At 43.7% G+C, this 21504-nt stretch carries 17 protein-coding genes and 1 pseudogene; 13 read left to right on the forward strand and 5 right to left on the reverse strand.

Going from position 1 to position 21504, the window contains the following annotated elements; genetic code table 11:
- Positions 1-92: 92 nt before the first annotated feature.
- Entirely contained in the window at positions 93-1640 is a 1548-nt protein-coding gene (locus AC6I7V_RS18650) for a methyl-accepting chemotaxis protein (RefSeq protein WP_498011858.1), read from the reverse strand.
- A 434-nt stretch (positions 1641-2074) separates the two neighbouring features.
- Between AC6I7V_RS18650 and AC6I7V_RS18655 the strand changes: the two genes are divergently transcribed.
- Positions 2075-4201 carry a methyl-accepting chemotaxis protein gene (locus AC6I7V_RS18655; RefSeq protein ID WP_498011859.1) on the forward strand — a complete coding sequence of 709 codons (2127 nt, stop codon included), beginning with the start codon at positions 2075-2077 and terminating at the stop codon, positions 4199-4201.
- Between the two features lie 101 nt (positions 4202-4302).
- Here AC6I7V_RS18655 and AC6I7V_RS18660 read toward each other — a convergent pair whose 3' ends face one another.
- Positions 4303-5253: a LysR family transcriptional regulator gene (locus AC6I7V_RS18660; RefSeq protein WP_498011860.1), complete on the reverse strand. Its 951-nt coding sequence runs from the start codon at positions 5251-5253 to the stop codon at positions 4303-4305.
- A 101-nt stretch (positions 5254-5354) separates the two neighbouring features.
- Here AC6I7V_RS18660 and AC6I7V_RS18665 point away from each other — a divergent pair, with 101 nt between their 5' ends.
- The 6 genes from AC6I7V_RS18665 to AC6I7V_RS18690 all read left to right on the forward strand — a co-directional run bounded on the left by AC6I7V_RS18665 (position 5355) and on the right by AC6I7V_RS18690 (position 11859).
- Positions 5355-6704, forward strand: a complete 1350-nt coding sequence (locus AC6I7V_RS18665; protein WP_498011861.1) for an MATE family efflux transporter — start codon at positions 5355-5357, stop codon at positions 6702-6704.
- Positions 6705-6796: 92 nt separating this feature from the next.
- Complete coding sequence (locus tag AC6I7V_RS18670) at positions 6797-7042, forward strand: hypothetical protein (protein ID WP_032552842.1); 246 nt, start codon at positions 6797-6799, stop codon at positions 7040-7042.
- Between the two features lie 271 nt (positions 7043-7313).
- Positions 7314-8318, forward strand: a complete 1005-nt coding sequence (locus AC6I7V_RS18675; RefSeq protein ID WP_498011862.1) for a response regulator — start codon at positions 7314-7316, stop codon at positions 8316-8318.
- 1 nt (position 8319) lies between these two features.
- On the forward strand, positions 8320-8754 hold the full coding sequence (locus AC6I7V_RS18680; protein WP_032552840.1) for a PAS domain-containing protein: 435 nt from the start codon (positions 8320-8322) through the stop codon (positions 8752-8754).
- Positions 8755-9467: 713 nt separating this feature from the next.
- Complete coding sequence (locus tag AC6I7V_RS18685) at positions 9468-10511, forward strand: GMP reductase (RefSeq protein ID WP_255232035.1); 1044 nt, start codon at positions 9468-9470, stop codon at positions 10509-10511.
- Between the two features lie 154 nt (positions 10512-10665).
- Positions 10666-11859 (forward strand): ISL3 family transposase, encoded by a 1194-nt coding sequence (locus tag AC6I7V_RS18690; protein ID WP_498011863.1) that lies wholly within the window; start codon positions 10666-10668, stop codon positions 11857-11859.
- 65 nt (positions 11860-11924) lie between these two features.
- Here AC6I7V_RS18690 and AC6I7V_RS18695 read toward each other — a convergent pair.
- Positions 11925-12058, reverse strand: a pseudogene (locus tag AC6I7V_RS18695) (site-specific integrase); the annotation flags it as partial.
- 225 nt (positions 12059-12283) lie between these two features.
- Here AC6I7V_RS18695 and AC6I7V_RS18700 point away from each other — a divergent pair.
- Genes AC6I7V_RS18700 through AC6I7V_RS18710 form a run of 3 tightly spaced genes read left to right on the forward strand, consistent with a single transcriptional unit; the run spans position 12284 to position 15191 of the window.
- A complete protein-coding gene (locus tag AC6I7V_RS18700; RefSeq protein WP_498011864.1) occupies positions 12284-13456 on the forward strand; it encodes a hypothetical protein in 1173 nt (390 codons plus the stop codon).
- A complete protein-coding gene (locus AC6I7V_RS18705; protein ID WP_498011865.1) occupies positions 13446-14357 on the forward strand; it encodes a metal ABC transporter solute-binding protein, Zn/Mn family in 912 nt (303 codons plus the stop codon). The genes AC6I7V_RS18700 and AC6I7V_RS18705 overlap by 11 nt, the downstream gene beginning before the upstream one ends.
- Positions 14358-14387: 30 nt before the next feature.
- Complete coding sequence (locus AC6I7V_RS18710) at positions 14388-15191, forward strand: metal ABC transporter permease (protein WP_498012375.1); 804 nt, start codon at positions 14388-14390, stop codon at positions 15189-15191.
- A gap of 116 nt (positions 15192-15307) precedes the next feature.
- On the opposite strand, the gene AC6I7V_RS18715 is transcribed toward AC6I7V_RS18710, so the two are convergent.
- The gene (locus tag AC6I7V_RS18715) at positions 15308-16627 is read right to left on the reverse strand and encodes a diguanylate cyclase (protein WP_498011866.1); all 1320 of its coding nucleotides are present in this window, start codon (positions 16625-16627) and stop codon (positions 15308-15310) included.
- Positions 16624-17592, reverse strand: a complete 969-nt coding sequence (locus AC6I7V_RS18720) for an ABC transporter substrate-binding protein (RefSeq protein ID WP_498011867.1) — start codon at positions 17590-17592, stop codon at positions 16624-16626. The genes AC6I7V_RS18715 and AC6I7V_RS18720 overlap by 4 nt, the downstream gene beginning before the upstream one ends.
- Before the next feature lie 330 nt (positions 17593-17922).
- On the opposite strand from AC6I7V_RS18720, the gene napG reads away from it, so the two are divergent.
- The 3 genes from napG to AC6I7V_RS18735 all read left to right on the forward strand — a co-directional run bounded on the left by napG (position 17923) and on the right by AC6I7V_RS18735 (position 21428).
- Complete coding sequence (napG, locus tag AC6I7V_RS18725; RefSeq protein ID WP_498011868.1) at positions 17923-18708, forward strand: ferredoxin-type protein NapG; 786 nt, start codon at positions 17923-17925, stop codon at positions 18706-18708.
- Positions 18701-19546 (forward strand): quinol dehydrogenase ferredoxin subunit NapH, encoded by an 846-nt coding sequence (gene napH, locus AC6I7V_RS18730; RefSeq protein ID WP_498011869.1) that lies wholly within the window; start codon positions 18701-18703, stop codon positions 19544-19546. Before napG ends, napH begins: the two co-directional genes overlap by 8 nt.
- A gap of 328 nt (positions 19547-19874) precedes the next feature.
- Positions 19875-21428, forward strand: a complete 1554-nt coding sequence (locus tag AC6I7V_RS18735) for a methyl-accepting chemotaxis protein (protein WP_498011870.1) — start codon at positions 19875-19877, stop codon at positions 21426-21428.
- Positions 21429-21504 lie beyond the last annotated feature (76 nt).

The following is a 21504-nucleotide window of genomic DNA, read 5'->3' on the forward strand; positions in this document are numbered from 1 at the left end:
CACGAGAGTGATAAAGCGGCTTAAGTTGGCTACCAAACAAAAAAAAGCTGATGTTCATTAGAATATCAGCCTTTAATCTATGCGATTCAACCTTAATGATTAAATTGATTCACTAGGCGTTTGAGACTTTGTAGGTGTGTCGCGAGAGATTCTGCGCGTCTTACTGAAGTCGAGGATAATTCACGAGTTTCGATGATCGCTTGTTTGACTCGCACTACGTGGTCATTGATCCCGTGAGTGACTTGCACTTGCTCCTCAATCGCTTGAGAGGTTTGAGCGCTTTGCTCGTTGATCGATATAAGATCTTTCACAATTGCTTCAAAAGAGGCGCGGCTTTGCTGGGACTTTTCAACACAAACCTCAGATGAGTGGATACCTTCTTCGATAAAGCGACCTGTTTGATTGACCGTGTTTTGCAGAATTTCGATACGCGAGCGAATCTCTTCAACGGAAGAACTTGTCTTGCCAGAAAGCGCTCGAACCTCGTCAGCAACCACGGCGAACCCGCGCCCTTGTTCACCCGCACGTGCGGCTTCAATTGCAGCATTGAGTGCGAGAAGGTTCGTCTGTTCGGCAATACCTTGAATCATTGACAGAATCGCTTCAATGCCATCCACGTCATTGTAAAGTTGCTCAAGTGCGGATTTAGAGCCTGTTAAGTGCTCGCTAAGTTCATGCACGGTTTGTGCGGCTTCTTCTACAGTAGAAGCACCTTGTTGCGCTTGATCTTGTGCGTTGATCGCGAAATCAGCGCTCTGCTTGGCTTGATGAGCAACTTCATCGATCGATGCTAACATCTCTTCAGCTGAAACTGCCATCGCATCCGTTGCGAGATCTTGTTCACCCAACTCATTATCAATACTCCGGCGGTTCGCCAGCTCTTGTTTGGCTGAATCAATCAGATCGGTAGAGGTTTCCGAAGCGCGTGATGTCACGGCGCGTAGCTCTGCGCTTTTCATCTGCATTGCGAGTTCAATAGGAGAGAGATCATCACAGTAACCGGTATAGGGCTTTTCCATGATTGGGTTATCGTAATGCTCTTTGGCGAGCTTATGGATGGTTGATAGACGTTGTTTAAACATCGCTGCGCAACCTGCTTGAGCCAGGACTGTGCTTAGTAGTGCGATAGCAGCCACCGTTGTTGGGATCACGTTAGCAATAAGTGCTACCCCCAGTAGTGCTTGTAGTCCCAAAAGAGCATATGAGCTAAGAAGCCAGCGCATTCTTCGAATTTTAACTTTTCCAGCGTGCATTTGAGCGTAAAGCGTTTTAGCGCGCTCAATTTGGCCGTCAGTGGGTTGTGTTCTTACTGATTGGTATTCATGTACCGATCCATCCGAGTTACGAATAGGCGTAACAAACGCAGAGACCCAATAGTGACCCTTGTCTTTACATTTGTTCTTCACCAAACCCATCCAACTATTCCCCGATTGGATGTACTGCCAAAGCTGAGCAAAAGCTTCTTTAGGCATGTCTTGGTGGCGAATAAGGTTGTGAGGTTGCCCTAACAACTCTTGTTCGCTGTAGCCAGCAACGTGGTAAAAGTCTTCATTACAATAAGTAATATTACTTTCTGGCGTGGTGGTCGAAATAAGACTATCCGTATCTGAAAAGCGAACTCTTTCATCATGATTGTTCATTACGTACTGCCTTGTATTTGTTATAAGAATTTATTGTTTTATAAGGCGCGTATTATCTTATAAGTGTCAAAATGATGCCTTATCAATAAATTGACGGCAGTCATTATTTAACCAATTGAAATTTAACATGGTTTGATATGGATCAATATGAATAGCATCTAAATAAGCTAGCTGTGAAGTTTATCGATTAAATGTCATTTATTCGTCATAAAAATGGAATTAGCGTTCCAATTTTTGAGTTGTTTTTTTCTATATATTTCGGGCGAACTTTTCCATCGATGCACCAGTTTGGTGATCGCGTTGCACTAAAATAGGGAGTGTAATTGCTTGATCTGTATGTAAATTAATCATACAAGTTAATCAAAGCCATCTTTTTCATATGGTCTATAAATTGCTTTGTTACATATAGATGTAAAACAAAACAAGGAATGTAGATGAACCTTACGGATCAGGAACGTCATTGGCTTAAATGGTTTGGCTCAACGGGTAAGATTGCGATGAGAAAGGCCTGTTTTTTAAATCGAACGCGCACTAGGGAGTTAGAGCAGACGTTCGAAAGTATTGCGGAGACACGGGTACAGTTACTAAACAATTGGGTAAAGAACCAATGGGACTTTCTCGAAGATGCTGCGTTGTATGTAGCCAGTAGAACGGAACAGCAAACGGCGGAAACTTTACAGCGACTCCTCAATCGTAGTCCAGACATATCAGAACTTGCGGTCGTGGACGAGAGAGGCATTGCCCAAGCATCGAGCTACAGTAATCATGTTGGTTACACGCTCACCGACCCCAAAGCGCTTAACCAAGGTTTAAAGCAGCGCTACCTTCATGGTCCCTATGTCGATGAACGAACGTTATCAGTTGGTGCTTCAAGTTCGTCGTTTCATGACCAGGTAACACTGATGTTTTATGTACCGTTCTCACGTGAAGATGGCAAGCGATTATGTTTGTGCGGGCGAGTACCAAACGATGTGATTGGCGATATTATCCAGCGTGAAGCGGGGCACATCTATAGTGAGTCTGGGGACAACTATATCTTTATGGTGGAGTCGAATCACGATCCACGTATTGAGGCTGGTGTCGCACTATCCCGTTCTCGATTTGAAGACAACACTTTCTCACATGGTGAAAACCTCAAGCAGGGTATCAATACCGATTGGGGGGTGGTGAAAGTTCAGCATCATACCGAGTTTGAAATTCGTTTTACTGATCCCGCGACCAAGCAGTTGCACCCAGGAGTAAGAGAGACGATTAAGAAAGGTAATAATGTCTTTGTTGAGTACCCCGGTTATTCCGATTACCGACACATTCCTGTGATCGGTAAGGGCGTTACTTTTCAGCTCGATGGCTCACCAGATAAGTTCGGCATGATGTGTGAGTCAGATTTGGAAGAGGTGTACCGCGATAGAAGCCTTAGCTACACGTTATCGAAACACTTTATTGGCAGTATGCTTTTCACCCTTTTCCTACCTCTGTTGTTGACTCACCTTTTTGATTTATCTCCTTTTATACAGGCAAGCTTAATGGTTGTTTGTATGTTGTTGAGCCTTGGTCTGTTTCGAGCGTTTAGTGCTAAACCGCTGGTCAATAAAATGAGCAAGATGACGATGGTAATGCAGACACTGGCTGAAGGGGACGGTAACCTCAGTCGTCGACTCGATCCCAGTACCTTCAGCAGCGATGAATTAGGCAGTTTAGGGCGTTGGACCAACAGCTTTATCGACAATCTTGATGGGATCATCAGTGAACTGATCCATGCCAGCAGTGAGGTTCGCCAAGTGTCAGAATCGATGTTTAGGCGCAGTGTGGTGATGAATCAAGCTAGTGATGACGCCTCGCATTCACTACACAATATGCTGGAGTTGAGCCAGCACCAGCAGAGTGAAATCACAAATGCGACGGTTTCAGCGACTCAAATGGATACGGTGATGAAACATGCTGTTGAAAGCGCTGAAGAGGAGTACAAGCAGGCGGCGCAAGGGATGGAGTCTGTGCGCCATATTGTCGAAAGCTCAGCGACCAGTGTTAACGAAGTGAATAACGAGATGAGTAAGGTCTCTGATATTATCAACATCATTACGGATATCACGGCACAAACCAATTTATTAGCTCTCAATGCGGCGATTGAATCTGCGCGAGCGGGTGAGCATGGTCGAGGCTTTTCGGTAGTGGCATCAGAGGTTAGAACCCTAGCTGATCGTACTTCACAGGCGGCCAACCACATAGGCGATCTGATGAAAGAGCTGCATGCCAAATCACGCAGTGCTGTAGCGTCTATGGAGCAAGGAGTAGAAAACGTCAGTCGAGGGAACTTGATGGTCGATTCCAGTGCTCGAAGTGAGCAGATGCGGGTCGCTGTTGCTGAGCTGTTTGCGACCATGTCAAAACTCGACGAAAACAGTCAACAGAACGGCCATACCGCAGACAAAGCTCAACGTTCAATCTCCGACCTGCAAACCTCGACTCAGCAATTGGCGCGTCGTGTGACTCTGATGGGGAATGCCTTAGGCCGTCTGGAGCAACTCATCGGTCGCTTTGAGGTGAGTAAGAAAGTGGCTTAACACTCCAAAATTGAGCGATTTATTCAAATAACTCTCGCCCACAAGTTACATCAACATTGATGACAGCTTGTGGGTGTTTTTGTTGCTACCTCACTATATCTCTACCTCTGTATCACACCATACCAATTATTCTTCTGAGCGAGATTTTCTAACTTGGTCAGCTCGTTTTCATTCTCTTCAATAAGCCACTCAATCAGATCATCAATGACCGCACTCTTGGTATTTTGATGCAGGTAGTACGTCCATGCACTGTGCTGAATTTTTGCGTTTGGCGGGCAATATAAGAAACCACGTTCTAACTCAGGGATGATCAACAACAAGTCAGTGACGGTAACACCTTGTCCAGAGAGGCAGGCGTTCAATGCCAAATCAAGGGAGAGGAAGCTAGTATTTCTGACAGGCGTTGTCGGTGGATACGCCACGTCCGACAACCATGCTTTCCAGTCTGTATGATCAAGAGTCGGGTGTAACCTAGGCAAGGTTAGGATTGAGTCCAAATCAAGATCATCCGTCACTAAGCTTTGCGAGCAGACTGGTGCCATAAACTCTTCGCGCAATACACGGATGCCGGGTTTGTTGTCGTAGTGGTTCTTCAATTGAGTGTGGAAAATCAACAAATCGTAATCGGTGTAGTTAAGCGCTTCATCCTCCTCGATAACAGGAATAATCACGATCTCGTAATCAGGGTATCTCTCATTAAGCTGTCTAACTTTAGAGATCAACACGCGCGTGGCATAGCTGAGCGCCGCTTTGATGACGATTCGTTTCTGCTTAGGCTCTTTCCAACTGGCAAGTACAGATTCAATATTGCTATAACCTTCACGTAGCGCAAGGTATAGCTCATTGCCTTGTGGTGTCAGCTCAATCGCGCGATGCTTGCGACGCACCAGCGACACTTTTAGCTCGTCTTCTAACTGTTTCACTTGTCGGCTTACTGCACTCTGGGTGACATTGAGCTCGTCTGCAGCCAGCGTAAAGCTCATAAGCCTAGCGACAGACTCAAAGGCGCGTAGTCCATTGTGAGAATAGGGCAGATTCGGATATGGGGTCATAAAATACTCGCATGAGTTTTTGGAATGTAAGAGTGGCAGATATATCAATTGAAGGCTAGTGATAAAAGCCTTAGGGTTTGTGGAAATCTTAAGAGGCTCTCATGAAAAAAATACTCGCACTTGCATTCCCGCTCATCATTTCACAATTGATATCAATGGCATTGGTTTTGACCGATGTATGGATGATGTCTCGAATTAGCGTATCTGCGCTGGCTGCAGGTGGTTTGGGTGCCTCGATCTACTTCTTTATTTTTCTTATTGCCAGCAGCACCGTCGGCTGCGTCGCAAACTTAATTGCTATCGCGTACGGACAGAGAGTCGCGCGTCCAGACTTTGGTAACCAACAGATCCGCCTGGCGGTAAAAGGCGCAGTCATGCTTTCGTTTGTCATGAGTGCTGCTTTGATGTCTGGCTTCTGGTTTGCGCCTCAAATCCTTAAAATGGCTAAGCAACCGCCAGAGGTGATTACTCTTGCGATGGAGTACGTTCATGCACTTAAGTGGGTGATGTTGCCATCATTGTTATTACTGGTTTTGCGTGGATTAACCAGCGCCTTTGGTAACGTACGCTCTATTTTGATCATGTCGATAGCCACTGTCATTCTTAATGTGCCTGTGAGCTACTTTATGACATTCGAGTTGGGTATGGGATTGACGGGGCTTGGTTTAGGTACCGCGATTGCAGCTCTTGTTGTGATGATAGGTTATACGTTTTGGGTATTTCAGCGTGACGAGTTTAAACCGTTCGCCCCTTGGCTGCACTTGGATGAGTATTCGGTCAAGTTGATGGCTCCGCTGCTATTGATGGGCTTGCCTATCGCGGTCGCGGCGATCCTGGAGCATGGTCTTATTTATGGCGGCACGCTCATGGCAGGGACCATCAGTATCGCCTCATTAGCATTGCACCAAATTCTACTTCAGTGCCTAAGCTTTACTTGGAACTTCAACTTTGGTTTCTCTCAGGCAGCTGCAATATTGGTCGGTCGTGATTTTGGTGCGGGTAATATTGAAGGCATTAAGAAAACCTCAGTTCAGAGCTTTATTCTGGTCTCGCTGTTGAGCTTGGTGTTGTGCGGTGTCTTTATTGCGTGGCCTGAAGCCATTGCGGAATTATTCCAACTTGATGACGGCACCGACACCATGTCGACGCTGCTAACTTCGGTGATTTGGGTGGTGGCTCTCTGCTTTATTGTTGATGCATGGCAGTTGCTGGCGATTAACCTGCTAAGAGGTATGAAAATCGTCTCTATGCCAACGGTGATGACAGCGATTGGCTACTGGGTGTTTGGTCTACCAGCGGCGTGGTATCTGATGCCGGACTATCAGCTTGCGGGTATCTGGGGCGGTATTGGTATCGGCCTTGGCGTGACAGGGATTTTATTACTGATCCTGCTGGTGGTTGAACTCAGAAAGCAGCGCATTTTAGATTGCTCGGCACAGTTGGCGCATTAATCCCGTTTGTACAACTTAGACCAACGTCGTACAGAAACCCTCGCATAAGCTGATTACACTGTATGGAGGACTTAAGGAAAGAGGTTGTACAAATGGAAGTAGGGTTGTTTTGGGCCGAGAAAGGGATGTTGGTACTTGGGGCTCTTTTTGTACTGACGAGTGTAATGCAATACGGGAAGCGCAGTTCTGATTGGAAAGGTGTGATTACCATGTTCTATAAACGTATTCCTATGAGTGTCTCGGAATATAAGTGGTATCGCTTAGGTATTGCGCTTCTGGTTTTTGCTGTCATTTTACGTTTTGCCTTACTGATTCTATGGCCAACGTATCAACTTTAGTTGACCGATTTTATCACCAACCTTGATAGCGGTTTGACTCTATTTATCAAATACTATTGCTTAACTTTCCTGTTTAATTGACGCCGTTCGATTTGATAAGAAACCCTTTTATATTAAGGGTTTCTGACTGCATATCTTGATCTCACAAACATAGCAAAAACTTCTGGTTATCTGACTTGCAATCACCATATTAATAGATTCAACCCGTACCTTATACTATAAGGATCTGTTACACTCGCTGTTATTCGCTTCAATCATTGGTGGTACATTAATGTCGTTTCCAGTTCTTATATGTGATGATTCTGCCTTAGCCCGCAAACAGATGGCTCGCTCTTTACCGCCATCTTTAAATGCTGACATAACCTTCGCAGTGCATGGGTTAAATGCACTCGAAGAATTAGCGAGTAATGAGTTTAAATTAATGTTCCTCGACCTGACCATGCCTGAGTTGGATGGTTATGGGACATTAGAAGAGATGCAGCGTTTGGGTAATACGACACCTGTCGTCGTTGTGTCTGGTGATATTCAGCCCAAAGCCAAACAGAAAGTTATGGATCTTGGGGCGAAAGCTTTCCTGCAAAAACCAATCGACCAAGAAGCGCTAAAAGCCATTCTTCGTGAGTTGGTTGAGCCAACTAAGCAACCACAATTGGTGACACCAGCTCCGCTAGAGCTTCCTATTCTGCGCAGACGCGATATCTACATGGAAGTGGCAAACGTTGCAATTGGTCGCGCCGCAGACGCGCTAGCCCGTCACTTTGATGTATTTGTTCATCTACCACTGCCTAACGTAAATATCTTTGAAGTGAGTGAACTTCACATGGCACTGCGTGATCTTGCCGACAATGATCAGGTATCGGGTGTTTGCCAAGGTTTCAGCGGTGAGGGTATCGCTGGAGAAGCATTGGTTCTTTTGAGTGATTCGAGTGTAAATGATCTCAAGAAGCTGATGAAAGTGCCAACGGACAGTGAAGAGCTTGAAGAGTTAGAGCTGCTTATGGATGTATCCAACATTCTTGTCGGCTCTTTCTTAAATGGCCTAGGTGAACAGTCTGAAGTTCGCTTCTTCCAGAGCTCTCCAGTACTGCTAGGGCAACATATTCCAATCGAATCTGTGATTGCCAATACCAGTGGCTCGTTTAAGAAGACCATGACCTTTGAGGTAAGCTACAACATTGAAGGCACCTCAATTCGCTGCGACCTATTGTTTATGTTTGTAGATGAATCGTTACCGCTACTAGATAACAAGCTGTCTTACCTAATGGAGGAGTTCTAATATGCTTCAGTTACCTGCAGAGTTTGAGCAGTTCCATTGGATGGTTGATATGGTTCAAAATGTCGACATGGGGCTTGTTGTGATCGACCGAGACTTCAACGTGCAAGTGTGGAATGGCTTTATGACGCACCACAGTGGTAAACAGTCTCATGATGCGATTGGCAAATCGATCTTTGAACTGTTTCCTGAGATCCCAGAAGAGTGGTTCCGTCTCAAAACGAAACCCGTTTATGATCTTGGCTGTCGTAGTTTCATTACATGGCAACAACGCCCATATCTATTTAAGTGTCGCAACGTACGACCTGTTACGCAGCAAGCAGATTTCATGTACCAGAACGTGACACTGAACCCGATGCGTTCTCCAACTGGTCAAGTAACATCTCTGTTTCTTTCTATTCAAGATGCGACGGCAGAAGCTTTGGTTGCTCGTCAGTAACGACCTTCGGTTTATAGGGCTGTTCAGTTTAAAAGAGCATTTAGTTTCAATTTAAAAGAGCCATATACAAGACCTGTAAAGAAAGGCACGCGATCATGCGTGCCTTTGTCGTTGTTAGCTACGTTTATCATTTAACACCATTTACTACCTATTATGTATAGGTCGGTCGTGTCATTGAACCCGTCCATACACTGAAATTTCACCATCTTCATTTAACAACGACTTTTACAAACGATCGTGTAGTGAAAAGAACGACTGTACAGTGATGGTTTTTTCGACATTTAAACAAGAAAGTTAAGAAAAGTACTGCGTTTTGACATCTATTTTCTGGCTGGAAAATGACTTTGTTGACGTGTCTAGCTCACAGAAATGTAAATAAGATGACAATCTTGCAATGGGTGCTTAGGAAACGTTTGCGCAAAGAAGCATAAGTTTGCGTCATGTTGTGCGCTTAAGTGGTTAATATCTAAGTAAATAACTGAAATATTGAGAAAGAGAGGGAGTTTCGGATATGGAATCTTTGAGAGGATAGCATAAAAAAAAATGAAATATCAGACTTGCTGTAAATAAATCACGACCTATAATGCTGAAAACCGGAGCGTCTGCCAACGCTCCGGTTTTTTTGTGTCCGAAGAAAAGTAAACTCGTCTGCCAACGACTTTACAACGCACCGTGCGAGTGACACATACATTTATGAATCAAGGAAAAACACCATGCGTATCGAACAAGAACTTAAGTTAGGCTTTAAAGATGTACTGTTTCGCCCGAAGCGTTCAACACTAAAAAGTCGTTCTCAAGTAAATTTAACCCGCGAGTTTACATTCAAGCACAGCGGTCGTCAATGGGCTGGTACTCCTGTTATTGCAGCAAATATGGATTCTGTTGCAAGTTTTGAAATGGCAGCGGCTCTTGCAGAACACGAAGTAATGACAGCGGTACACAAGCACTACACAGTAGAGCAGTGGGCTGACTTCGTAAAATCAGCAGACAAGAAGACGCTAAACAATGTTTTCGTATCAACAGGGACTTCTGACGCTGATTTCGAGAAAACAAAAGAGATCATGGCGCTATCTGAAGAGTTGATCTTTATCTGTGTTGATATCGCAAACGGCTACTCAGAGCACCTAGTAGAGTACGTGCAAAAGGTACGTGCTGAATTCCCGAACAAAGTTATCTCTGCAGGTAACGTTGTAACAGGTGACATGTGTGAAGAGCTAATCCTAGCGGGTGCTGACATCGTTAAAGTGGGTATTGGCCCAGGCTCAGTATGTACTACACGTGTTAAAACCGGTGTTGGTTACCCTCAACTTTCTGCAATCATCGAGTGTGGTGACGCAGCACACGGCCTAGGCGGTATGATCATCGGTGACGGTGGCTGTTCATGTGCAGGTGATGTTGCAAAAGCATTCGGCGGCGGCGCAGACTTCGTAATGCTAGGCGGTATGCTAGCAGGCCACGAAGAGTCAGGCGGTGAAGTAGTAGAGCAAGACGGTAAGAAGTTCATGAAATTTTATGGAATGTCGTCTCAATCTGCTATGGACAAGCACTCAGGTGGTGTTGCTAAGTACCGCGCAGCTGAAGGTAAAACTGTTTTACTTCCATTCCGTGGTTCTGTTCACGGCACTATCTCTGACATCCTTGGTGGTGTACGTTCAACTTGTACATACGTAGGCGCAGCAAAGCTTAAAGAGCTAACTAAGCGTACAACTTTCATCCGTGTACAAGAGCAAGAGAACAACGTATTCGGTAAAGAGTAACGTTTAAAACGATTGTTTTAATTTGTAAGAATTGAGCCACTTTGGAGTGGCTTTTTTTTGGTTCATCGCGGATTAGCGGGAACTTAAAACAAAAACGGTAGTAAGTGATATGGTTTAGTCGCCAAACAAAAATCATACACAAACTACCGTTTCCATGCCGAATCATACTTTCCTATCTTCATTCTGGGAAGGCTTTCAAATAGTAAAGTCTCACCAGACAGCAACACTTATTACCCTTACTCTTAAACCTAACTCTGAAGCTAAATGCCTCTGTGGTCTTGAAGCCGAAGCTATCCATGAGTATCAATGGCGTCATGTAAAGGATGCCATGTTACTCGGTGTTCCAGTTGAACTTTCCGTTCAAACTCGAAGGATTAAGTGTCGCGACTGCGGCATAAAAACAGAGTCTCTATCTTGGTTAGAGCCTTATGCTCGCATAACGAAGCGCCTAAAAAGCTATATAGAACAACTATTACCTCTTCTCCCTATTAAGCATATCTCCCAGTTAACGAGCGTTCATTGGCACACAATTAAAGAGATAGATAAACGCCGGCTTAGACAAGTTGTACCGTCAATAAAATGGGAAGATCTAAGGCAACTCGTCATGGACGAGTTCGCCATCTTTAAAGGACATCGATATGCCACGGTCATCGCTGATGCTAAAACTCACCAAGTCATTTGGATAGGATTAGGTCGTAGCCGCAAAGACATACGACCGTTCTTCGCGCAATTAGGCGAGCATGGGATAAATATCGAAGCCGTCGCGATGGACATGAATACGGCTTTCGATCTTGAAGTTCAAGCGCACTGTCCGAACGCAAAAATCGTTTACGACTTATTCCATGTTGTCGCTAAGTTCGGTCGCGAGGTGATGGATAGAGTTAGAGTCGACCAAGCTAACAAACTTAAGCAAGACAAAAAAGCGAGGCAATGGGTGAAGCGTTCACGCTGGGTACTGCTGAAAAATAGAGGCAACTTAAATACACGCCAAGAAAGCTATCTTAGTGAAATATTGAATATCAATAAGGACTTAATGACCACTTATATACTCGGAGCACAACTCAAAGAGCTTTGGTATTGTGAATCAGAAGGGCACGCTAAGGGGCTCTGGGACGCGTGGTGGGAACAAGTGCAAGAGAGTGGGATTAAGCCATTAAAAGAGTTCGCACGAAAACTCAGACCATATCTTCACGGGGTTATCGCATCGGCAAGTTATCCGTTAAATACCTGCACGCTTGAAGGGATAAACAACAAGATAAAGCTAATTAAGCGAATGGGATATGGTTATCGAGATACTGACTACTTCTTCTTGAAGATAAAAGCGGCTTTCCCCGGAAAGCCGCGATGAACCTTTTTTTTTACCTGAAATTTGGTGAGTGGCGACAGCCGACTAAAAAAATTTGTGGCGGCAGGTTACAGATTTGAAAGAGGGTTATGGAGAATTGCTTCAGATAGGTGATCAGGCGCGAAGTGAGAATTGTCACACTGATATCGGCTTGGCCTAGGGTATCTCGTAGCAACAAAATATTGCCGCTATTCATCATGAAGAACCAAGGGCCAGACGCACCAATTTAATTCGTCTTGTACAGAGCTCAATTAATAGCAATCAATCTTGTATAAATTTGTGTAGATATCAACGTATCAAAACTCAAACTTGATATTTTTACAAATTGAAACAATTACAAAGATAAATAGTATTGTTATGTTATAACATTGCAATTAGTATTGCCCGCAATCTTGTACAAATGTATTAAATTAGAGGAATCAAACCTGTGAAATTGAAAATTTGCTCTTTGATTGTTGGCAGCTTATTAGCGTCTTCAGCATTTGCGAACACGTTGTCTAATCCAGAGATCGGTATCGTACTAGACGGGTATTACCAAGACGGCCAACGTAATAATTCTGAGCGTGGTGAAGGTTTTGGCCTTGGTCACACAGAGTTAAACATGTCTGCCAACATCGATGACAAGTTTTACGGTAACCTAACGACTGTAATCGAAAGCCACGGCGATCACACCGAGCTACTGCTTGAAGAAGCTTTTGTTCAAACAACTGCGATGCCTTATGGCCTTAGCTTGCGTGCGGGTCGTTTCCTGTCAGATTTTGGTTACCTAAATAACCAACACCTACATACAGACAGTTTTGTTGAACGCCCAGCGGCTTACCGTACTTTTTTGGGTTCTCACTACTACGATGACGGTGTTCAAGCAAACTTAATTCTACCAACAGATATGTATGTGAAATTTGGTGCTGAAGCTCTGACTGGCGAAAAAATGCAAGCAGATGGTGATGGATCTGATGTTGGTGTGTTCACGACGACATTCAAAATCGGTGACGATATCTCTGATTCATCAAGCTGGCAGTTCGGCCTAAGTTACCTACACAACAGAAATGGTATGAAGCATGATTTCGCTGACGACCATCATGCGCACGGTGATGAGCACGACCATGATCACAGTCATGGTGCCGCAGTAACAGGTAAAAACCTTTATGGAGCAGATTTTGTATGGAAGTGGGCGCCAGACGGTAACTACAAGTACAATAACTTCACACTCGCGACGGAATACATGATTCTGGATGCTCTTGCAGACGAGCAGTACCATGACGCTGCTGATAATCTGCATGCTTATTATGTGTCTGGTGTTTACCGCTTTAATCCAAGCTGGTCAGCAGGTATCCGTTATGGCGAAGCGGGCAGCTACTACGGTCATGAGCATCACCATCATGGCACTACTCATAACCACGGACCTGATATTGGTTTCCACGATACGCAAGAGCGTGAAGTTGACCTAATGATCGCTTGGGATTCATCTCACTTTGGTACGATTCGCGCACAATACTCACGTGTTGAAGGCATCAAGGATGGGCGATCTCAAGGCACTGACAACGTGTTCACTCTACAGTACAACATGACATTCGGAGCTCACGGCGCACATGCATTCTAATCAGTCTTGGTCTTTAAAAGGTAAGGCGTTAATGGCAGCAGGAGCTGCCATTTTTTCGTCTAATGTTTTCGCACTCAATATTTTCGTTTGCGAACCAGAGTGGCAAGCTTTCATATATAGTCACGCTCCAGAAGCGACGATCTACTCTGCCACAACTGCTAAGCAAGATCCGCATTATGTGCAAGCTCGCCCTTCGCTTATTGCCAAAATGCGTCAAGCCGATATGGCAATGTGTTCTGGTGCTGAGCTTGAAGTGGGTTGGTTGCCCATGTTGCAGACACGTAGCAGTAACCGCGCAGTGCAAAACGGTGAACCAACGATGATCTATGCTGCCGATTACGTTCGCATGCTCGATACGCATAACCACGTTGACCGTAGTATGGGTGACATTCACGCTCATGGTAATCCGCATGTTCAATTTGCGGTAACCGATATGATCCCACTGTCTCGTGAGGTCACTAAGCGGCTGCAAAGCATCGACCCTGACAACGCGCAACAATATCAAGTCAATGGTATGCGATTCCGTTTAGAATGGCGTAAAAAGCTAGAAGAATGGAGTGAAAAAGCGGCGCCGTTAGAAGGCAAGCATGTGGTCGGTTATCACGCAACCTATCGTTATCTATACGATTGGTTAGGTATGAAGCAAGTGGGCGATCTCGAGCCTAAACCAGGGATCTCGCCAACTACTTCGCATCTGCAATCTCTGACTAAACTGGATGCTGATTCGTTTGATGCTATTGTTTATTCTTCGCACCAAGATAAGCGTCCGGCAAATTGGCTGCACCAGCACACAGGTAAACCAGTGATTGAGTTACCTTTGAGCGTCGAAAAAGGCCAAAGCCTTGACGAGCTGATCGACAAAGTGATCGATCAACTACTCGACAAGTTAGTGGCGAAATAGATAAATTAACAGTTAGGCAGCAGACAAATGATGGCAGATTACAACTGGCTACTACCAGCCGTATTGTGTGGGTTGATTGCATTGGTTGGCAATGTGGTACTTGGTCAACAAGTGCTAAAAAGACAGATTATTTTTATTGATCTCGCTGTTGCACAAGTCGCTGCATTAGGTGCTGCTCTGAGTCACTATTGGCTCAACCAATATGCGTTTCTATCCGGGTCGTTTGTTGGTGAAATGCTTGGTCCGTGGCTCATGTCTTTGATACTTTGCGGATCTATCGCCCTGATGGAAAAGCGTTATCAAGAACATCTAGAACCCATGATCGGCAGCTTGTTTGTGGTTTCGGCCTCACTTGCCATTTTGCTTGTGAGTAAAGATCCGCACGGTGCCGATTTCATTCAAGGCATCCTAAATGGGCAGTTATTGTGGGCTACTTGGGATGACGTCGTTCCTTTAGCGTTAATGACCATAGCCATAGTGCTGCTCATTTGGTGGAAACCCCAGTTTATGGAAGGCAGTGGTTTCTATCTAATATTTGCTATCTTAATGCCGATTACAGTCAAGCTTACCGGTATTTACTTAGAGTTTGCGCTGTTGGTTATACCTGCCTTGTGTGCGGCGGCTTTAAAAGGCGCTAAGTTCTTTATCGCTAGCACATTAATTGGCGCTGTCGGTATTCTTTCAGGCATTGCTGCATCTGCTCATTTTGACTTGCCAAGTGGTGCGAGTATCGTGATTACATTGTTCATAGCAGGGTGTGGGTTCAGTATGAGTTATTTTGTCCTCAAACGCTTGTCGAACAGAGGCTATTCGGCTGTGTCGTTTAGAGATTGATTTGACTTAGCTGGATTATTTCCGAGATGTAACTCAAATAATTTGAGACACCAAACCGTTTACAATTAAGCGATAAAAAAGAGTGCCAGTCAGAGAAGTAGACGGGCATTCTTGTTTTAAATTGCCTGATTGTAACCTAATTCATCGTCTTTATATAAAACGACTTTAGACTGCTCGCTTAATTTTGCTTCATACATCGCTTTATCAGCAAGCTTCAACACATCTCTTCCATCTTTGGGGTAGAAAGCAACGCCAATACTCGCACCTACCGATAACTGGTTTCCATCATATTCAATTGGCTTACAAATTTCCGAAAGAATTTTGTATACTATTTTAGTTGTCTTCTCTTCACATGTAAGCAAATCCAATACAACAACAAATTCATCCCCTCCAAAACGGCTAATAATATCTGTTTTTCTTGTGCTTTCAATCAGCCTTTTCGATACCTCTTGTAGGATTATATCGCCAGCATCATGCCCATAAGTATCGTTAACTTCTTTAAATCTATCTAAATCAATGAAAACCACGGCTAGGTTTAACCCTGTGCGATCACTTTTGTCCATCGACTTAACAAGCTCACGCTCCAATACCCGCCTGTTTAAAGCGCCTGTCAAAGGGTCTTTTTCTGCCAGTAATTGAAGTCTTCTTTTTTGTTGTTTGAGTAATTTTGTTTGCGATTCTATTTCCAAACGCATTGATTGCTTGCTGACGACATTCTGATGCAGTAATCTTGTCATCTCATTAAATTCATTGCATATTTCTTGGAATTCTTTGTCTAATCCACTTTTATCTATGCTGTAATCCAGTGTTCCATCTCTTAAGTGTTTAAAGCCCAGATTTAAAGATTTGGAGCCTTTGATGAAGCTCTTGAGAAGCAAGAAAGCAACAATGACTGATGTTATCGAAAGTACTATCAAAGCGGGGGTGTAGTACTTCATAATGCTGACCAGTTGCGACTTTTCCTTTTTGATCAATTTTTTATGTGATTGGTTTAAAAACTGCTGCATCTCTTGAACTAGAATATTCATCCTAGATTTTATTATGCTATCTCTCTCGACTAGTTCTCTTTTTTCTAGTTTTATTCGTTTTTCTTTATTGAAGCTAACTTCGTTGCTAAGTAAATCTTCTAATTGATCTAGTCTATCGTGGAGGTTATTTGATACAAACTTATCCTTTTGATTCCATGATACGCTCAATCTTTCCTGTAACTCTAACAGTTCATTTAAACTACTAGCGTCTTGGTAGTAGGCATAATTTTGAAGGTATAACCTTAAAAGGTCTACATCCAACTGAAGTTCTATGATTAATAAATGGTTAAGGTTATTTTCATTATTGGTTTTATATTGATAACCCAAAACTACAGCTAGGTTACATATTAATAAAATATTCAGACTGCAAAAAATTAGCATTTTAACAAGAAGTGATTTTTTCATCATTCATAAACCTTTTTTTGATAAATATCATAACTTGTTCTCGTGATAATATTTCTGACATCTAGATTTTTACTATTCAACTTTTTATTTATAATCGACCATCTATATTGAGCTTGAATGTTTGAAATCAGTGAAATATCATTCGTTAGTGAAAATAGGTAATCGTCCCATCCCCATCTTATTTGTTCGATGTTGACCTCTAATTTCTTAGAAACTAGCAAAATAGCGGGTTCTTTGTTATCGTTCATCCAGTCTATAGCGTTTGATAATGAATGTAGCAACACCACTTCTTTATCTAAATCGTAGATTTCCTTCTTCTTTCTGATTAGATTAAAAGATAGCTGATGAATGTTACTCACCCCTATATTGTTTACGGGCACGGTAGACTTCACTTTAGACAAAAATCCATAAGGTTCCCAAATTGAAACTGCATCTACTTGATAGGACAAAAGAGCAGGTATTACATGATTCGGTTCCAAATAAACCCGTTCAACAGGAATCTCTTGCAATGACTGCGATATCAACTGTAGATCAAAATAAAACTCACTAGCGCTACCTTTTACTATTCCCACTTTTTTGTTGGATAGATCTTTTATTTCTCTTAATCCAACAGGTTCAAGTGTCAGGAGTTTCATGTCGTTATAAGATTTAACAAAACTTGATACAATCTCTACATTGCTGTTTTTGTCGTACTGGAATAGAGCGACGGTTTCAGAAGCAGTAGCATAATCTATCGATTTGTTTTTCAGTAGATCAGCACATTTAACCCCACCAAAACAAGGGACTATTTTTACATCTAGTCCGTTATCTCTGAAAAAACCTTGTTGTTGTGCGACAAAAAATGGAGCGCTTAGTGGGGTCTCAGAAACGGCCACGGTTATTGTATATAACTCCGGCTTCTGTTTATTGTAGATTGGAATGCAGTACAAAATAGCAACGGCTAATACAATTGAAAAAAATTGTAGCAAACGTCTCCGAGATACCATTTAGCGCTCCCATCTAATAAAATCATTCCCTTTATAAACTTTAGTGCATATTGGTTGAGGCGTAGAAATTATTTTTCCTCAACCTGTCGTTAACTATGTGATCATGCTGACAAATATCCCTACTACTTTTGTGTATTAATTGTGAACCATTGATTTGAGTCAATGGCTTTTTCATACCATCCTTTATAGATAACCCAATTACCAAAGACTACAGACTATGGGCTTTTTACTGAAAAGGCTCGTAAGGTGAGTCTATGGATAACAAACAATAACGAGCAAGGTTGCTACACCTTTGTACGTAGTGGGTGGTATATGAAGTCATCGAAACCAAAATTCTCTGAAGGTCGTCGCCGCTTTCTGCGTGACACCGCAAGAACCGCGGCAGGTGTCGGCGCAGCGGCAACTGTACTTGGGTTGCAATCCATGCAAAGCAAAGCGCGAGATACAACCGGTCTTCCAGTGAGACCGCCAGGCGCATTAGAGGGCGAAGCGTTTGAATCGGCCTGTGTGAGGTGTGGTTTGTGTGTTCAAGCTTGTCCCTACGACACGTTAAAATTGGCAACACTGCTTTCGCCACTCCATTCTGGGACTCCCTATTTTAATGCTCGAGATATTCCTTGCGAGATGTGTGAAGACATCCCTTGTGTGGTGGAATGCCCAACCGGTGCATTGGACCCACTACTTAAAGATATCGATGATGCGCGAATGGGTACGGCGGTATTGATCGACCATGAGAACTGCCTTAACTGGCGTGGTTTGCGTTGCGATGTGTGTTATCGAGTATGTCCGCTAATCGACAAAGCGATCACATTAGAGCACGTCCGCAATGATCGAACCGGATACCATGCGAAGTTGATACCGACCGTGCATTCTGATGCTTGTACTGGCTGTGGTAAGTGTGAGCAGGCTTGTGTCCTCGACGTATCTGCAATTAAGGTGATTCCGACCAACTTAGCTATGGGTAAGTTAGGTGAACATTACCAGTTAGGCTGGGAAGAGGTCGATAGAGATCTCAACAACGCGCCGGTTGAAGATGTGATTCCCACTGATGCACTTGAGTCTCTAAACTCCTTGAAGAAGGGGAATCATAATGGCTAAGAATCTAGCAAAGAATGCAGGTAAAGAAGCGATCGAGACTTTAGGCTGGTGGCGAGCACATCGGTTTCTTGTTCTCAGACGGTTATGTCAAATTGCGGTTATGATCTGTTTTATCGCTGGTCCAACGTGGGGGATCCTGCAAGGTAACCTATCATCAAGCCTGCTTTTAGGCACCGTGCCTTTAAGCGACCCCTTGATTGTGATGCAAACCATAGCAGCGGGTCATATCCCTGAACTCACGGTTCTGACGGGGGCGGGGATAGTGATTGCTTTCTACTTGATCGCAGCGCCGCGCCTCTTTTGTGGCTGGGTTTGCCCAATGAACATTGTTACCGATGCCGCTGCTTGGCTTCGCAGAAAAATGGGCTTGAAAGCGAGTTACCGTTGGTCACCGCAAATCCGTTACTGGTTAATCGGTGTGTTGCTGGTGGGCAGCGCAGTCACTGGCACGGTTTTATGGGCGTGGCTTGATCCAGTGGCGACCCTGCATCGAGGCTTAGTGTTTGGTATGGGGGCAGGATGGATTCTCATAGTCTTAGTGTTTATCGTCGATTTACTGCTCGTTGAACACGGGTGGTGTGGTCATTTATGCCCATTGGGTGCTATGTACGGTGTGATTGGTCGTAAGAGTGTGATTCGCGTAAAAGCAGTTCGTCGCGAAGACTGCGATAAATGCATGGACTGTATTTATGTATGTCCCGAGCCAGAGATACTTCGCCAACCTTTGAAAGAAGGGGATAGACGAATAATGTCGCAAAACTGCATCAGTTGCGGTCGCTGTGTAGATGTCTGTGCAGAAAAAGTCTTTGAGTTTAAAAGTCGATTGGATGACAAGTAACAAAGCTCGTTGAAATGGTATTGAACACTCTAAACCACTTGCACTCGACAAGTGGTTTTTTATTCAAATCGATAAAATCCCTTCCCGTTTAATGGCTGATATTCCCAATTAAAAATTTGAGTAGTAACTCGAAAAAATAAAAGTTATTCAGAATCCAAACGTTTATTTAGCACTGTTCTCAAAAATGAAACACATTCATATTTTAAATGGTTGAATAAATGTAACAAGAAATTTATAAAGTAGTAACGTTTGGCCGGGTGGTCTTTAAAGAAGCGAAGAATATAAATAATAGATGCTTCTGTCGGTATTGCTGCTTTGGAATTGCTTGATGAAAATAAAACATAAACTTTTTGGCCTGACTGGTCTAGCGAGCAGTGCGCTTATCGTTATCGTATTGATCACTGAAATCAGTAACTTAAAACTGATAAAACTAGAAAAAACCTTGATTGAGGTGAAAGATTTAGAGCTTTCACTACAAGAGATGAAAAGGATAGAGCTTCAGTTTTTGAATTCGTCTGATACTCGTTTGTCTGCTCTGTTTTCAACGGAGTACGATCGTTTCAATGCGCTTTCACAGTCTTTACTCGCTCACCTTGTTGAACTTGAGGTTGTTGTGGATGATATGCCAAAGCTGCTGAAAGAAATAACGCAATACCAACAAGGGTTTGAGTCGTTAGTGCCGATTTATGGAGTGGACGAAACCAAAGCCTTAACCATCATCGCTCGGTCTGATTACCTCTACAATGATATCTACCGTATTTTCGAAAGTGTCGAGAGGCAGTTTGAGCAAGAGATTGAGTCTGCACAGTCTTCGATTAACCAGTTTATTTTGATTTCGCTCTCTTTCGTCATTATTACACTTGTTCTGTTGTCTTACGGCTTGATCAACAGCATTCAACGCAGTATCTCTAATTTAAATCTCATTACTAGCCAAGTGGCACGCGATCATGATTTAACGTTGCGAGCAACAGAATCTAACGATGAAATCGGTGATATTGCTAAGGGTACGAATACGCTGATTGTGAGTATTGAGAGTCTGATTACTCAGGTACAAAGCAGTGTCGAGAACCTAGGAGCGGTATCGGTGCAGCTTAGATCTAACAGTCATCAAACAGAACTTTCGTTACAACAACAACAGCTTGAAACTGACAGCGTTGCAACCGCCATCACTGAGATGGGGGAAACCATCAAGGAAGTTGCAGCTACGACAGAGCATGCAGCGAGCAACACACAAAAAGGGTTTACGGTTGCGCAGCAGGGCTTAGTTGAAATTGAATCGACCAAGCAGACGGTGACAGAGCTGTCTAATGAGTTAGAATCGGCAGAGAGTGAGATCGAGCATTTATCAGCACTCTCTTCTCAAATTAGCTCTGTTATCGGTGTGATCCATGAAATTGCGGAGCAAACAAATCTGCTAGCACTGAATGCTGCGATTGAGGCAGCACGTGCCGGTGAGCAAGGCCGCGGCTTTGCGGTTGTTGCAGACGAAGTAAGAACCCTAGCGAGTCGGACCCAAACGTCAACAGAAGAGATCTCGAGCATCATCACTTCAGTGCAGAGCCAAACTCAAGCGGTTGTGTCGACTATGAAAGGTTGTCGTACTAAAGGCACGTTGAGCGTAGAATCCTCGCAAGTGGCATACCAACAAATTGAAGCCGTGATGGACGAGATGCAGAAAATCTTGGACAGCAGCACACAGATTGCAGCAGCGGTGGAAGAGCAGAGTATGGTGTGTAATGAAGTCGCGCAGAATATTGTGGTAATTCGAGATACGACAACTACTAATGTTGAAGGCGTGTCTGACAATACGCGCTCGACGGAGGTTGTGAATCAACAAACCACAGACCTACGAAGTGCGATTGAGGTCTTCAAGGTTCATTAATAACATCAGCCTCTATTGAGTTAAGGTGAGTCTAGTTAGAAATTGATCAAAACTAAAAGCCTTAGTTATTAGCGCA

It is taken from the genome of Vibrio sp. KUL70 (assembly GCF_059725515.1).

Excerpts from the sequence above, each read along its gene's own strand:
- AC6I7V_RS18650 (WP_498011858.1), bottom strand. The coding sequence starts at position 1,640 with ATGAACAATCATGATGAAAGAGTTCGCTTTTCAGATACGGATAGTCTT.
- AC6I7V_RS18665 (WP_498011861.1), top strand. The coding sequence starts at position 5,355 with ATGAAAAAAATACTCGCACTTGCATTCCCGCTCATCATTTCACAATTG.
- AC6I7V_RS18735 (WP_498011870.1), top strand. The coding sequence starts at position 19,875 with ATGAAAATAAAACATAAACTTTTTGGCCTGACTGGTCTAGCGAGCAGT.
- AC6I7V_RS18660 (WP_498011860.1), bottom strand. The coding sequence starts at position 5,253 with ATGACCCCATATCCGAATCTGCCCTATTCTCACAATGGACTACGCGCC.
- AC6I7V_RS18705 (WP_498011865.1), top strand. The coding sequence starts at position 13,446 with ATGCATTCTAATCAGTCTTGGTCTTTAAAAGGTAAGGCGTTAATGGCA.
- AC6I7V_RS18715 (WP_498011866.1), bottom strand. The coding sequence starts at position 16,627 with ATGATGAAAAAATCACTTCTTGTTAAAATGCTAATTTTTTGCAGTCTG.
- AC6I7V_RS18710 (WP_498012375.1), top strand. The coding sequence starts at position 14,388 with ATGGCAGATTACAACTGGCTACTACCAGCCGTATTGTGTGGGTTGATT.
- AC6I7V_RS18675 (WP_498011862.1), top strand. The coding sequence starts at position 7,314 with ATGTCGTTTCCAGTTCTTATATGTGATGATTCTGCCTTAGCCCGCAAA.
- AC6I7V_RS18690 (WP_498011863.1), top strand. The coding sequence starts at position 10,666 with ATGCCGAATCATACTTTCCTATCTTCATTCTGGGAAGGCTTTCAAATA.
- AC6I7V_RS18680 (WP_032552840.1), top strand. The coding sequence starts at position 8,320 with ATGCTTCAGTTACCTGCAGAGTTTGAGCAGTTCCATTGGATGGTTGAT.
- napH (WP_498011869.1), top strand. The coding sequence starts at position 18,701 with ATGGCTAAGAATCTAGCAAAGAATGCAGGTAAAGAAGCGATCGAGACT.
- napG (WP_498011868.1), top strand. The coding sequence starts at position 17,923 with ATGAAGTCATCGAAACCAAAATTCTCTGAAGGTCGTCGCCGCTTTCTG.
- AC6I7V_RS18685 (WP_255232035.1), top strand. The coding sequence starts at position 9,468 with ATGCGTATCGAACAAGAACTTAAGTTAGGCTTTAAAGATGTACTGTTT.
- AC6I7V_RS18670 (WP_032552842.1), top strand. The coding sequence starts at position 6,797 with ATGGAAGTAGGGTTGTTTTGGGCCGAGAAAGGGATGTTGGTACTTGGG.
- AC6I7V_RS18655 (WP_498011859.1), top strand. The coding sequence starts at position 2,075 with ATGAACCTTACGGATCAGGAACGTCATTGGCTTAAATGGTTTGGCTCA.